The sequence below is a fragment of the Clostridium sp. genome (genome assembly GCF_017888565.1).
Taxonomy (GTDB): Bacteria; Bacillota; Clostridia; order Clostridiales; family Clostridiaceae; genus Clostridium.
In genome coordinates this window covers 332,293-344,755 of record NZ_JAGHFX010000058.1, presented here as the reverse complement: position 1 = coordinate 344,755, position 12,463 = coordinate 332,293, and the positions used below count along the sequence as shown (strand labels likewise).

The 12,463-nt window shown below is 26.1% G+C and carries 15 protein-coding genes; 3 read left to right on the top strand and 12 right to left on the bottom strand.

Translation table 11 applies throughout. The features are described 5' to 3' along the window. Positions 1–11: 11 nt before the first annotated feature. From folE to J7M87_RS12125, 4 genes are read right to left on the bottom strand one after another with little or no spacing between them, the layout of a single operon-like run. On the bottom strand, positions 12–566 hold the full coding sequence (gene folE / locus J7M87_RS12140; RefSeq protein ID WP_291651309.1) for a GTP cyclohydrolase I FolE: 555 nt from the start codon (positions 564–566) through the stop codon (positions 12–14). Then, positions 566–1,321, bottom strand: coding sequence for an aminotransferase class IV (locus tag J7M87_RS12135; RefSeq protein WP_291651308.1), 756 nt, complete (start codon positions 1,319–1,321; stop codon positions 566–568). The genes folE and J7M87_RS12135 overlap by 1 nt, the downstream gene beginning before the upstream one ends. Then, positions 1,321–2,670, bottom strand: a complete 1,350-nt coding sequence (gene pabB / locus J7M87_RS12130; protein ID WP_291651307.1) for an aminodeoxychorismate synthase component I — start codon at positions 2,668–2,670, stop codon at positions 1,321–1,323. The genes J7M87_RS12135 and pabB overlap by 1 nt, the downstream gene beginning before the upstream one ends. Beyond that, on the bottom strand, positions 2,663–3,256 hold the full coding sequence (locus tag J7M87_RS12125; RefSeq protein ID WP_008679676.1) for an aminodeoxychorismate/anthranilate synthase component II: 594 nt from the start codon (positions 3,254–3,256) through the stop codon (positions 2,663–2,665). The genes pabB and J7M87_RS12125 overlap by 8 nt, the downstream gene beginning before the upstream one ends. Before the next feature lie 132 nt (positions 3,257–3,388). Here J7M87_RS12125 and J7M87_RS12120 point away from each other — a divergent pair, with 132 nt between their 5' ends. Further along, entirely contained in the window at positions 3,389–4,225 is an 837-nt protein-coding gene (locus J7M87_RS12120; RefSeq protein WP_291651306.1) for a PHP domain-containing protein, read from the top strand. Between the two features lie 104 nt (positions 4,226–4,329). On the opposite strand, the gene J7M87_RS12115 is transcribed toward J7M87_RS12120, so the two are convergent. The 6 genes from J7M87_RS12115 to J7M87_RS12090 all read right to left on the bottom strand — a co-directional run bounded on the left by J7M87_RS12115 (position 4,330) and on the right by J7M87_RS12090 (position 10,036). Further along, positions 4,330–5,589, bottom strand: coding sequence for an MFS transporter (locus J7M87_RS12115; RefSeq protein ID WP_291651305.1), 1,260 nt, complete (start codon positions 5,587–5,589; stop codon positions 4,330–4,332). 101 nt (positions 5,590–5,690) lie between these two features. Then, on the bottom strand, positions 5,691–6,908 hold the full coding sequence (locus J7M87_RS12110) for a MerR family transcriptional regulator (protein ID WP_291651304.1): 1,218 nt from the start codon (positions 6,906–6,908) through the stop codon (positions 5,691–5,693). Positions 6,909–7,042: 134 nt separating this feature from the next. Next, on the bottom strand, positions 7,043–7,261 hold the full coding sequence (locus tag J7M87_RS12105) for a phage holin (protein ID WP_291651303.1): 219 nt from the start codon (positions 7,259–7,261) through the stop codon (positions 7,043–7,045). Between the two features lie 200 nt (positions 7,262–7,461). Further along, entirely contained in the window at positions 7,462–8,859 is a 1,398-nt protein-coding gene (locus tag J7M87_RS12100; RefSeq protein ID WP_291651302.1) for an aminopeptidase, read from the bottom strand. 64 nt (positions 8,860–8,923) lie between these two features. Beyond that, positions 8,924–9,832 carry an HPr(Ser) kinase/phosphatase gene (gene hprK, locus J7M87_RS12095; protein WP_291651301.1) on the bottom strand — a complete coding sequence of 303 codons (909 nt, stop codon included), beginning with the start codon at positions 9,830–9,832 and terminating at the stop codon, positions 8,924–8,926. A gap of 12 nt (positions 9,833–9,844) precedes the next feature. Further along, positions 9,845–10,036, bottom strand: coding sequence for a DUF896 domain-containing protein (locus J7M87_RS12090; protein ID WP_291651300.1), 192 nt, complete (start codon positions 10,034–10,036; stop codon positions 9,845–9,847). A gap of 306 nt (positions 10,037–10,342) precedes the next feature. Here J7M87_RS12090 and J7M87_RS12085 point away from each other — a divergent pair, with 306 nt between their 5' ends. Then, positions 10,343–10,543, top strand: a complete 201-nt coding sequence (locus J7M87_RS12085; RefSeq protein ID WP_291651299.1) for a hypothetical protein — start codon at positions 10,343–10,345, stop codon at positions 10,541–10,543. Between the two features lie 429 nt (positions 10,544–10,972). Here the strand turns inward: J7M87_RS12085 and J7M87_RS12080 are convergent, their stop codons facing one another. Next, the gene (locus tag J7M87_RS12080; RefSeq protein WP_291651298.1) at positions 10,973–11,371 is read right to left on the bottom strand and encodes a hypothetical protein; all 399 of its coding nucleotides are present in this window, start codon (positions 11,369–11,371) and stop codon (positions 10,973–10,975) included. A gap of 12 nt (positions 11,372–11,383) precedes the next feature. Beyond that, the gene (locus J7M87_RS12075) at positions 11,384–11,653 is read right to left on the bottom strand and encodes a DUF1292 domain-containing protein (RefSeq protein WP_291651297.1); all 270 of its coding nucleotides are present in this window, start codon (positions 11,651–11,653) and stop codon (positions 11,384–11,386) included. A 162-nt stretch (positions 11,654–11,815) separates the two neighbouring features. On the opposite strand from J7M87_RS12075, the gene ytaF reads away from it, so the two are divergent. After that, a complete protein-coding gene (gene ytaF, locus J7M87_RS12070) occupies positions 11,816–12,439 on the top strand; it encodes a sporulation membrane protein YtaF (protein WP_291651296.1) in 624 nt (207 codons plus the stop codon). Positions 12,440–12,463 lie beyond the last annotated feature (24 nt).

Genomic DNA, 12,463 nt, shown 5'->3' with positions numbered 1-12,463 from the left:
AAATCTACCTCCTATTTTAATAAACTCATTACTTCTTTTCTTAATTCGTAATCTTCTTTGAAACATCCTCTATATGTTGTAGTAATAGTTTTTGTTCCTGGCTTTTTCACACCTCTCATAGTCATGCACATATGTTCACCTTCAATTACTACCATAACACCTTCTGCATTTAAATATTTCATTATTGCATCAGCAACTTCTGTTGTTAATCTTTCTTGTAATTGTGGTTTTTTCGCATAAACTTCTACGCATCTTGCAAGTTTTGAAAGTCCTGCAACCCTTCCTTTTGGTATATATGCAATATGAGCTTTGCCATAAAAAGGTACAAGATGATGCTCACACATTGAATAAAATGTTATATCTTTTTCAAGTACTAAATCATTACCTTCAACAGTAAAAGTTTTTGACAATTCATCTTTTGCTTCTTTTCCTATGCCTGAAAATATTTCTTCATACATTCTCGCTATTCTATCTGGAGTATCTAAAAGCCCTTCTCTATTTGGATCTTCTCCAATACCCTCCAGTATTAGTTTTACTCCTTCTAATACCTTTTCTCTATCTATCATTAAGAGCACCTCCTATTTTCAATTTTTGATTCATACTCTTCTCTAATCTTAATTGTGATTTTATTTTCTGTCAAAATTCTATTTTCAAATTTACTTACACCCATTATACCTAATAAACTATTTGTTATAAATATTTCATCAGCATTCATCACTTCATCTAAGTTTATTTCTTTTTCTACTACTTGAAAATTTTTAATTACATAATCTCTAACTACTCCTGGAAGTAATCCACTTTTAACTTCTGGAGTCACTATTATGCCATCTTTCACAATAAATATGTTAGATAAACTACCCTCACATACATATCCTTTTTCATTTAAGAATATAACCTCATTATATCCTTCTTTTAAAGCCTCTTCTCGTTCTAAAAGATTTTCTAAATAATTCATAGATTTTATATATGTTAATTTCGATGTAGAATTTTTTATTGTATCTGCTAACTTTAATGAAAATCCCCTTAAATAATCTCCACTTTTATATAGTAGCTCTCTAGTTTCTAATACTATATTTTTTTCAGTGACAACTATCTTTAAAGCACAATGTCTTATATCATAGTCTTTTATTATATTATTAATATCTTCTACTTCAACTAATTCTCCAATTTGTAGCGTATTAATACCATTATTAAGTCTATTTATATGTTCCTCTAAAAATATTGGCTTATCTTTTACTAATATTGTTTCAAATACACCTCTAGCAAAAAAATATCCACTATCTATAGTTATCTTATCTTTTCCTACTATTATATTTCTCATTATAATACCCTCATTAAAGCTTTAGCTTTATCTAGTGTTTCATTATACTCATCTTCTTCTATAGAGTCATAAGTTATCCCACCACCAACTCCAAAGTAAGCTTTATTTTCTTTTTTAATAATTGTTCTTATAGCTATATTAAAATCTGCATTTCCTCTAAAATCAAAATAGCCTATAGAACCTGTATAAAGGTTTCTTTTTAATCCTTCTAATTCCTCTATTATTTCCATAGCTCTAATTTTAGGTGTTCCTGTTATAGATCCTCCAGGGAAGCATTCTCTTATGCACTTTACTGCTGATACATCATCCTTTAATACTCCCTCTACAGTTGAAACTAAATGAAATACAGTTGCATATTTTTCAAGTTTAAACAGTTCAGTTACTTTTACAGTGTGAGGTTTGCACACCTTACTTAAATCATTTCTTTCAAGGTCTACCACCATTAATAGCTCAGCTCTATCTTTCTCACTATTTATAAGCTCTAAACTATTTTTTATATCTTCCTCTTCATTTTCTCCTCTAGGTCTTGTCCCTTTTATTGGCCTTGTAACTACTTTCCCTTTATTTATTTCTATAAATCTTTCAGGTGAAGAACTTATCACTTGAAAATCTTCAAAATTCATATAAGCAGAAAAAGGCGCCTTATTTATAGTTCTTAGCTTTTTATATATTTCAAAAGACTCTTCTTCATTTTCTGTATAAAATCTTTGAGTCATATTTGCAATATAAACATCACCATTTACAATATAGTTTTTTAATTTAGTAATTGCATTTTTGTAATCTTCTTTTTCAAAGTTAGATTTAAAATTACTATTTAATGATTCAAAATTTTTCTCTTTTATTATAGTTGCTAAACCTATCTTTTCTTCTAAGTAATCTAACTCTTCATTATAACCATAATCATTTATTGATGTTATGTATTGTTTATTATTTTCTAAATCAAAAACTATTATATTCCTATAAAAAATAAACTTCATATCACTTATATTAAAATCTTCATCACTTGTATCTGGAAGACTCTCCAATATTCTTCCTGTATCATATGATATATATCCTATTGTTCCTGAAATAAGAGGAATATTGTTATAATCATGATTATAACATCTGTATTTTTCTATAAGTCTTTCTAAAACTATAAAAGGTTCACCTTGAACTTTTACTTTGTTAATAAATGCCTCTTGTCCCTTTGATTCAAAAATCATAAAAGGATTTATTCCTATAAATGAAAATTTAGATAGAACTTTATCTTCTTTAGATGAATCTAATAGTATTGTATTTATTTCATCCTTGAAAACATTATACACCTCAAGAGGATTAGAATTTATTTTAACTTCTCTTACTTTAACCATTCATATCCTCCTTAAAGTTCTTTGATATTTCAATAAAATTCTTTATTATTTTATGTCCATCTTCTGTCATTTCAGCTTCAGGATGAAATTGAACTCCAAAGATAGGATATTTTTTATGTTTTACTCCCATAACTACATTATCTTCAGTATAGCTAGTTACTTCTAAATCATTGCTAAGATTTTTATCATCTATTATAAGTGAATGATATCTTGTTACCCTTAATGGATTTTTTACATCTTTAAATATGTCTTTATTTGAATGATTAATATAACTTATTTTTCCGTGCACAGGCTCTTTTCCTTTAATTATATTACTAGAAAAATAATGACCTATACACTGATGACCTAAACATATTCCAAGTATAGGCTTAATTCCTTTGAAATTATGTAAAATCTCTAATGATATCCCTGCTTCAATTGGTGTCTTTGGTCCTGGAGAAATTATTATTCCATCTATATCTAATTTTTCTATTTCTTCAATTGTTATCTTATCATTTCTATATATTAAAACTTCTTCTCCTAGCTCTTCTATATACCTAACTAAATTAAATACAAAAGAATCATAATTATCTATCATTAAAAGCATAAATATCCTCCATGTTTTGTATTAAAAGTAAATCTATTGTGTTAAAATATTTTTAATGAATAGATTATATCATAATAATATATAACTTTAAAATTTTAAGTTATATATTATTAATTTGAAAGGAGAAGATATATGTTTAAATGCGATTTGCATATTCATTCTATTTGCTCTGATGGTAGATTTACTCCTAGCGATATAGTAAAAATGGCAAAAGAAAGAAACTTAGACTATGTTTCATTAACAGATCACGATACATTAACTGGTATAAAAGAAGCTTTAAAAGAAGCAGAAGCTATTAATGTTAAATTAATTCCTGGAATAGAACTATCTACAGAATATAATGGAGAATCAATTCACATTTTAGGCTTTTTTAATAAAGATAATTATGATAATCCAAAACTTAATAATATATTAAATGAATTTAAAGAAAGAAGAATTTCCAGAGCATATAAGATAGTTGATAACTTAAAAAAATATCATAATATTGAAATTGATATAAATAAGGTTTTATCAAATGGAAAAGATACTATTGCTAGACCTCATATAGCAAAAGCTATAATAGATGCTGGTTATTCTTATGACCATGATTATATATTTGATAATTTCATAGGCAATAATTGTCCTGCTTATATTCCATCAACTAAACTTTCTACTAAGGAAGGTATTGAATTATTAAAGAAATATAATGCTTTAGTTTTTTTAGCACATCCTGTATTAGTTAAGAAGACTCCAGTTGAAGATATATTAAATCTAGGATTCGATGGACTTGAAGCAATCTATTATAAAAATACCGAAAAAGATACAGAGAAATTTTTAAAACTAGCTAAAGATAAGAATTTATTTATTTCAAGCGGATCTGATTGTCATGGAATTCCTAATGATAAAGGCCATGGAAATGTAGGAGATGTTAATATTCCTCAAGATGGTTCTATAATTTCAATGCTAAATTGGGTGCTATCTTACAACTAAGGAGCTGTCTATAACAGCCCCTTGATACTATATATTCAAATATTTTAGTGTAAAATACTATTATAATTTTACAGTCTAAATGAAGAGGTGTATAAGACATCTCTTTATTTATTTGTTATATATTTATAAAATATTGTACTTACTATCAATACTGAAATTCCCCCAAATAAAACTACTACATAAGCTTCTATACTTTGAAGTAAAACTCCTGATATTAAATATGATATAGGCACAACTACTTTTACTATACTTATTGTTAAGCTTAAAGACCTCGCTCTAAATTCTTCTTCTATATTAGTTTGCATAGTATATGAAAATGGAATATCAACTAAAGATATACATATACCCATAAAAATCATTATAACCAAATAGTAAATAACATATATATGTTTATTATTTATACTATTAATAAGAAGTGGAATAGAAAGTAATATTATATTAACAGACATAATTATTCCTATTACTGAAAATATACTATTTAATTTATATTTAGCTATAATCTTTTTTACCATAAAAGCACCTATTATCATCCCTACTGGAATTGCTCCTTGAATTAATCCAAAGCTTTTAGCTGGAATTTCTAATATATTATTTAATATAATGGGTATTGGAATTGTAACTGAGAAAGATATAAAGAAGTTAAATATTATAAATATAGCTAAAATATCAACAATATATCTTTTATTTACTAAATATCTAAAACCTTCTGCTATTTCTTTAAAATAATTTAATTTTCCTATAGTAATATTTTCTTCGTTTTTTTCTTCTAATTCACTATCAATATTATATTTAAAATCAATTAAAATATCTAAAATAGCTGAAACTAAAAATGAAATAGAATTTATTAATATAAAATACTCTATACTAAATACGGCAAAAGCAATTCCCCCAAGCACAGGACCAAGTACAGAGGATATTGAATCTATTATTCTATTTCCTGCATTGATATTAACTATTTTTTCTTTTGAAACAATATTAGGTATTGCTGAATCTATGCTAACATCAAATATAATATTTATACTAGTAATAACAAAAGTACTTAAATAAATAATTCCGATGCTTAATCCTTTCCAATCACTTATTAAATATATTACAAATAGAAATATACTATTTAATAGATTCGCTGTAACTACTAATTTCTTCTTATTAAATTTGTCAGCTATAACTCCTACAATTGGATTTAATATAATTATAGGTAGTATACTCAAAATCAAAGTCGTAGAAAAACTAATACTTGACCCAGTTATTTTTAAAGTATATAAACTTATTGCAAAAGTATATATAGCTGTCCCAAATATTGATATTAAGCTTCCTAGATAAAATAAGATAATATTTTTATCCTCTTTATTTTTTATAAATTTCATTCTTATCACCTCTAGAAAATTCTATAATATCTTCTTAACACCATATCAAGTACTTATTATATATATTTTTATTGGATTTATAAAAAAAGATAGGGTTAACCCTACCTTTTTCCAAAATATAAATATGAGTAAACTTCTTCACTACTTGAAAAGTAATCTTCATATATACTAGGCTTATTTAAATAATCTGATTTTTGATCGGATATCATAGTAAAATTATATTTCCTTAGTTCTTCTTTAATATAATTAATATTAAAATTCTTTCTATTTTCTTCTTTTATAGAGTTATTTAATGCAAATTTTTTAAATAAAATATATGATAATCCAACATATGAATCTTCCTTTAAATACTTTAATATATCTTTAATAGAAAAATCATTTTCTTCAAACCAATAATTACTACTACCTCCATAGTCTAGAAATATATCAATAGATTTTTTCTTTATCGGTATATATTTAAAATCTGTGCAAATAAACATTATATTCTTTTTTAAATTACTTCTTTCAATTAATGATTTTAAGTAATTATGCTTTTCAATATTATTATCTATAGCAATATATAAACTGCTATCATTTAAATTATCATATAAATTTCTTAGTAAAAATCCTAATCCAGTTCCTATTTCTAAGATTACTTTATCATTAAAATCAATTTTACAAAGGTTATTACATGCCCAATCTAATCCTTTTCTTACGCTTAAAATATAATTTTTATCCGTTTCTTTTATATATTCTTTAATTACATTGTTATATACTTTACTTCCATCCTTCTCAGAATATTCATCAACAATTAATATTCCAGACTTTATACTATATCCCATACCACAAGCACATTTTAATTTTCCATCTAATATTTGATTGTTTTTTATATTTCCCTCTTCTAAGTATAAATCTTGTCCACAAATAACACATGATAGTAAATTTAAATTTTTAATATCTATTCCTAATTTAAAATTTCTTTTTACCTTTACTGTATTTATACTTTCTATTTTCTTTATCAATTTACCTTCTATTTCTACCAATTTATTTATTTTTTTATTTATTTCCCTTTGCTTTAAAGTAAATATATCATGTAAGATATTATTTTTTTCAGCAGCGCTAAGTTTTCCTAATGTTTCATAAATAAAAATAGATTTTATTTCATTTAATGTGAAACCTAAAGATTTTAGTTCTAAAATATTTTCAATCTCATTTTGACATTTTTCATTAAATTCATATTGAGCACCATTTTTATATGGTATTATAATCCCTAAATCTATATAATGCCTTACAGTTTCTATGCTTATTTTGTTTACCTTACTAAATTCCCCAATTTTCATATATACTCTCACTTTTCAATATTATAATAATTTAATTTTATATTAATTTATTAAGGCTTTCAAATATCTTTAATAATAAAAAAGAGATACTACCAAAAAATAATATCTCTTTAAATAATTACATTTAAATCTATTTATTTACCTATTCTTTTATCATCATTAAACCACTTAGTTTGAGTTGTTGGATTACTAACTATTCCTAATGCTACTAATATAGATAGTATCGTGTTAGTTATAGCTTGATACTCTTCTGGTACTACATCTATACCAAAAGCACTTAAAATCATTGGTATTAATGCAAGAATAGAAACCCATAAACCATAGTTCTTAAATCTTGACCAATCAAAGTTCATAATAAATCCCCTCCTTGCCTATGATATATTTTATTCACATAATTAAAATATGTGAATAAAATAGTGTAGAATTAAAATTCTAAATTCCTTATGTAATAATATCTTAAAATTTTAAATACTTATACCTATTTATAGTAAAAATAAAACTGTATCAATACAAGTTAAATAAGACTCATATTGATACAGCTTTATTTTTTAAATTAATTTAATTCCTCTTCTAAGAAAGCTTTATATCCTCTCATAGTTTCATAGATATCTAGCTTACTTGAAACTTCCCAAGGAGCATGCATATTTTGAAGTGCTACTCCACAATCAATAACTTCCATATTATATTCTGCTAAGATATATGCGATTGTTCCACCGCCGCCTTGATCTACTTTACCAAGTTCAGCTGTTTGGAATAAAACATCATTTTTATCCATAACATTTCTAAGCCATGCCATAAACTCTGGATTTGCATCATTACATCCTGATTTTCCTCTAGCTCCTGTATATTTACTAAATACAAGACCCTTACCAAAATATGCAGAGTTTTTCTTCTCCATTACAGAAGGATAATTAGGATCATAAGCCGCTGTAACATCTGCTGATAACATCTTTGAATTTGCTAATGCTCTTCTTAACTTTAAACTTGAATATTCTCCTAGTCTATCCATTACTTCAGCAACAACATTTTCAAAGAATTTTGAGTGCATACCAGTTGCTCCGTTACTTCCTACTTCTTCTTTATCTACTAATAATACTACTGAAGTGTATTTACTCTTATCTAAATCTAAAAGAGCCATTAATGAAGTATAAGCACAAACTCTATCATCTTGACCATATGCCATTATCATACTTCTATCTAATCCATATTCTCTAGCTCTTCCTGCTGGAACTACTTCTATTTCTGCTGATAAAAAATCTTCTTCTTCAAAATTATACTTTTCTTTTAAAATATTAAGAATATTTGCTTTAACAGCATCCTTTTCACACCCTTCTAAAGGCATGTTTCCAACTAATAAATTTAAATCTTCACCTTCAATAACTACATTAGCCTTCTTTTGAAGTTGATCTGCAGATAAATGTATTAAAAGGTCAGATATTCCTACAACAGGATCATTATTATCTTCACCAATTACTACATCAATTTTTGTACCATCTTTCTTAACAACAACTCCATGTAATGCTAAAGGTAATGTAACCCATTGATATTTTTTTACTCCACCATAATAATGTGTTTCCATCATAGCAAGGTTAGAATCTTCATATAGAGGATTTTGCTTTAAATCTAATCTTGGAGAATCTACATGAGATCCTATTATTCTCATACCTTTTTCAATTGGCTCTTCACCAATAAGAAATAGTGCTAATGCTTTATCTTTATTATTGATAAATATCTTATCACCTGATTTTAAAGTTTCTCCATTTTCTATAACTTCTTCTAAATCTCTATATCCTAGAGCAATAGCCATATCTACACTTGTTAATACACATTCTCTTTCTGTCTTGCATAAAGACATATAATCTATATATCCTTTACAAAAATCAAATAATTCCTCTTTCTTATCTCCTGTATATTTTAACCAAGGATTTTTTTTATCTTCCTTTTTGTCCATATTAGCCCTCCTAATTTTATTTATTGTAATTATTATTTAAATCTATACTATATTAATATAAGTATTATTCTATTATCTTATCCATTCTACTTTCAATTATATCTACTGGAGTAACATCAGACATAAGTGAATGTCTATAATTTACAGCAGCAGCTTCTATTATCACAGCAATATTTCTTCCTGGCCTTACAGGAACTCTAAGCTTTCTAACTTTAACCCCCAATATATCTTGACGATCATCATTTAATCCTAGTCTATCGTAATCCCCATCATCTTTCCAATGTTCAAAATGCATAAGCAATTGTATATCCTTTTCAGGTAATATTGAACTTAATCCATATAATGATGCTACATCTATTATTCCAATTCCTCTTACTTCAAGCATACCTATAGTAATTCTTGGAGATCTACCAATTAACTCACCATCAATTTCTTTTATATCTACTGCATCATCAGTTACTAATCTATGACCTCTTTTTATAAGTTCTAAAGCAGTTTCACTTTTGCCAATTCCACTTTCACCTGTTATTAATATTCCTATTCCATATACATCAACTAATACTCCATGTAGTCTAGTTTCTGGTGCTAATTGTCCTGTAAGATAAATTGTTAACTTACTAATCAGTTTTGTAGTAACTAATCTCGTTCTTATAAGCCAAATTTTATTTTTCTTAGCTGCTTTTAATAATTCCTCGTGAGGCTCTAAGTCCCTTGTAATTACTAAACATTTTAAATTAAAGCTGAAGTATTTATCTATTCTTTTCTTACGAAGTTCTAACCCCATAGCATCTAAAAAACTCCATTCAGCTTTTCCTATTACCTGTATTCTTTCAGGAGCAAAGTAATTATAAAACCCTGATAATTGTAATCCTGGTCTATTTATATCATTAACAAATACTTCTACATTTTTCTCTCCTTCAACTAATACTTCCATGTCAAAATCTTTTATTATCTTTTCAACTGTAACTGACAAATTTATCACCCTTTAATTTCTTTTTTTTGGTTCTACTGTTTCTAGTTGAGCTCTAAAATTACTTTTTACACTATCTATATATCTTCTTCTTAAAATTTGTTGCTCTTCTTTTTCTGAATCGTTTAATCCCTCTTCTTTACTTTTCTTGTAAAGTTCATTAATTCTTTTTATTACATCATCCATCTTCATGTTTTGGTAATCCATCTTTAGTTCTCCTTCTTAACTTAATTTAAATTTAACCCTTTCTTATATTTTACCCTCTATTTTAATCAATATCAACTTATATAATTTCGACAAACTCTTTTCCCTTTATTTTTTATATTAAATAAATATCATTACATAATTTTCATTATATTCTTTAATATTACAAATTATGATAAAATTTACAGAAAAAATTTAGACAAATTTGTTGTTATTTGTTTTATGATTTCATTTTACATTTTTACACTTTTTGGTATAATATTGTTATAACAAGATGTATTTTGTAAATAGATGGAGGTGCTACTAAAAATGATAAAGAAATGTAGAAGACAAATAATACTAAAGAAAGCTATACTAAACTTCTTATTAGGATACCTTTCTCCAAGCAACAAATTAATAATTTATCTTTCACAAGATTTGGACAAGCTAATAAGTAAATCACAAAAGAATATCTATAAAAGATATATTAGAAAACACTTTGGTAGCAACCCTTTGAAAAAGGTTGCTTAAATAGTCTACTCAATATTTATTATGTGTGAATTTGATGATTACTTTATTTATAAATTAGTTAAATATAATTCCTTATAAAAAAATATAGAAACTTTTTTAGCTATTAACTTAAAAAGTTTCTATATTCTTTAAATAAAAAACACCTTATTATATAAGGTGTTATTAGCAAATATACTCCCAACATGCCGGTCACTTAAATATTCATACCTGCGGCTCGCAGGTGGGTTAAGCTCACTAATCCGCTGCCTTCTCCTGCCACTTAAAGTGAATTACTGAAGCCTGACATTGTTTTAGCTATTGCAAATCCCGTATCAATAATGTAGGTTGAATATTATAAGCTTAGCGCACATCTCAGGATTTATTTTATGATTTTATTATATCATAGATTATTTCATATGCAATAGAATTTTTTTCATGTGTACCTATCAATTAGCAAATAAACTCTTTTGCAACATCCTCAATAGATAAATCACTATCTTCTTCTGTAAATAAGGCCATGAATTGAATGCTTTCACAGTTTACTGAATCAATTTGAAAAGCCATAACCTCTCCTGAAATTTCTAACTCTTCAACTATTTCTTCAATTATATCAACAACTTCATCATTTCCATATTCATAAAGATACGGAATGAAGTATTCTTTATACCATTGACTACTTTCTTCTTCATAATCGCTTTCTTCATTTGAATAACTTCTTGCTGCTTTTAAAACATCTTCATCAAAGTCTAAAAAGAATTTTACTAAGAATAGACCATCTCCTTTTTTTAATTCTTCAATTTCAGTTAAACAATTTTCATCTAATATTTCTATAATCTTACTACAATTCATAATTTCCTCCAATTAATATAACAATTTTTTATATTCCTTTTTAACAGCTAAAAACTCCTTATCATCTTCTACTAAGTTTAACTCCTCTTTTCCATCTACGTTATCTACTCTAAAGACATATACATCTTCACTCTTTTCATCGATTGGAGCTAATAATAAATATTCTATTTCTTCTAAATAAATTCTTGCTATAGCCTCAAAATCTACTTTATTACCATCTTCATCTAAAAAGCTCATTATCTTCTTTTCATTATCATCTAAGTTTAATTCTTTATTATTCATTTTGTTCTCCTTTAATTTAATTATCAAATAATATTTTATATTTAAAAAAGATTTTTTACCACTATTTTTTTACTTCACTATATTTATGTGTAATCAAATTTTGTAACTATATGCATATTTTTTTCATATTATGAAGTAATAATAATTTCAGAGGACAAATTTATGCTAGAGACAATATTATTAGTTTTATCAGTATCAATAGATTCATTCCTAGCAAGTATTGCATATGGCACTAGTAAAATTAAAATCCCACTTACCTCTGCGTTGATAGTGGATATAATTTCAGCTAGTATGCTCGGATTTTCACTTCTAGTTGGTGGATTCCTTCAAAATTATATATCTGCTAATGTTGCAAGAATTATAAGTTTTCTTGTACTTTTTCTTTTAGGAGTATATAGACTTTTTGAAAGTTTATTGAAATCTTATATAAAAAATAAATCAAATGATTTATCACCATTGACTTTTAAATTATTCGATTTTAATATCGTTTTACAAGTATATGCTGATGAAATAAAGGCTGATTTTGATAAATCTAAAATACTTACATCAAAAGAGGCCTTCTATCTTGCTATGGCTCTATCATTAGATAGTTTAGCAGTTGGATTTGGTAGCAGCCTTATATCTATTAACTATATTCAAGTTCTTATAGTTGCCTTATTAATTGGCATAATAGCAATTTTATTCGGAGCATTTATAGGGAGAAAATTAGTCGAAAATACAAATATAAATCTCTCTTGGTTATCAGGCGCAATGCTAATCATTTTAGCTTTTTTAAGAGCATTTTAAAGGCTGCTAAAAATAACTTAGCAG

Bases quoted from the DNA above. Each gene is read 5' to 3' on its own strand.
- J7M87_RS12090 (WP_291651300.1), bottom strand. From the start codon at position 10,036: ATGGATTACCAAAACATGAAGATGGATGATGTAATAAAAAGAATTAAT.
- J7M87_RS12135 (WP_291651308.1), bottom strand. From the start codon at position 1,321: ATGAGAAATATAATAGTAGGAAAAGATAAGATAACTATAGATAGTGGA.
- J7M87_RS12105 (WP_291651303.1), bottom strand. From the start codon at position 7,261: ATGAACTTTGATTGGTCAAGATTTAAGAACTATGGTTTATGGGTTTCT.
- J7M87_RS12100 (WP_291651302.1), bottom strand. From the start codon at position 8,859: ATGGACAAAAAGGAAGATAAAAAAAATCCTTGGTTAAAATATACAGGA.
- J7M87_RS12075 (WP_291651297.1), bottom strand. From the start codon at position 11,653: ATGAATAATAAAGAATTAAACTTAGATGATAATGAAAAGAAGATAATG.
- ytaF (WP_291651296.1), top strand. From the start codon at position 11,816: ATGCTAGAGACAATATTATTAGTTTTATCAGTATCAATAGATTCATTC.
- J7M87_RS12110 (WP_291651304.1), bottom strand. From the start codon at position 6,908: ATGAAAATTGGGGAATTTAGTAAGGTAAACAAAATAAGCATAGAAACT.
- J7M87_RS12125 (WP_008679676.1), bottom strand. From the start codon at position 3,256: ATGCTTTTAATGATAGATAATTATGATTCTTTTGTATTTAATTTAGTT.
- J7M87_RS12115 (WP_291651305.1), bottom strand. From the start codon at position 5,589: ATGAAATTTATAAAAAATAAAGAGGATAAAAATATTATCTTATTTTAT.
- J7M87_RS12085 (WP_291651299.1), top strand. From the start codon at position 10,343: ATGATAAAGAAATGTAGAAGACAAATAATACTAAAGAAAGCTATACTA.
- J7M87_RS12080 (WP_291651298.1), bottom strand. From the start codon at position 11,371: ATGAATTGTAGTAAGATTATAGAAATATTAGATGAAAATTGTTTAACT.
- J7M87_RS12120 (WP_291651306.1), top strand. From the start codon at position 3,389: ATGTTTAAATGCGATTTGCATATTCATTCTATTTGCTCTGATGGTAGA.
- folE (WP_291651309.1), bottom strand. From the start codon at position 566: ATGATAGATAGAGAAAAGGTATTAGAAGGAGTAAAACTAATACTGGAG.
- pabB (WP_291651307.1), bottom strand. From the start codon at position 2,670: ATGGTTAAAGTAAGAGAAGTTAAAATAAATTCTAATCCTCTTGAGGTG.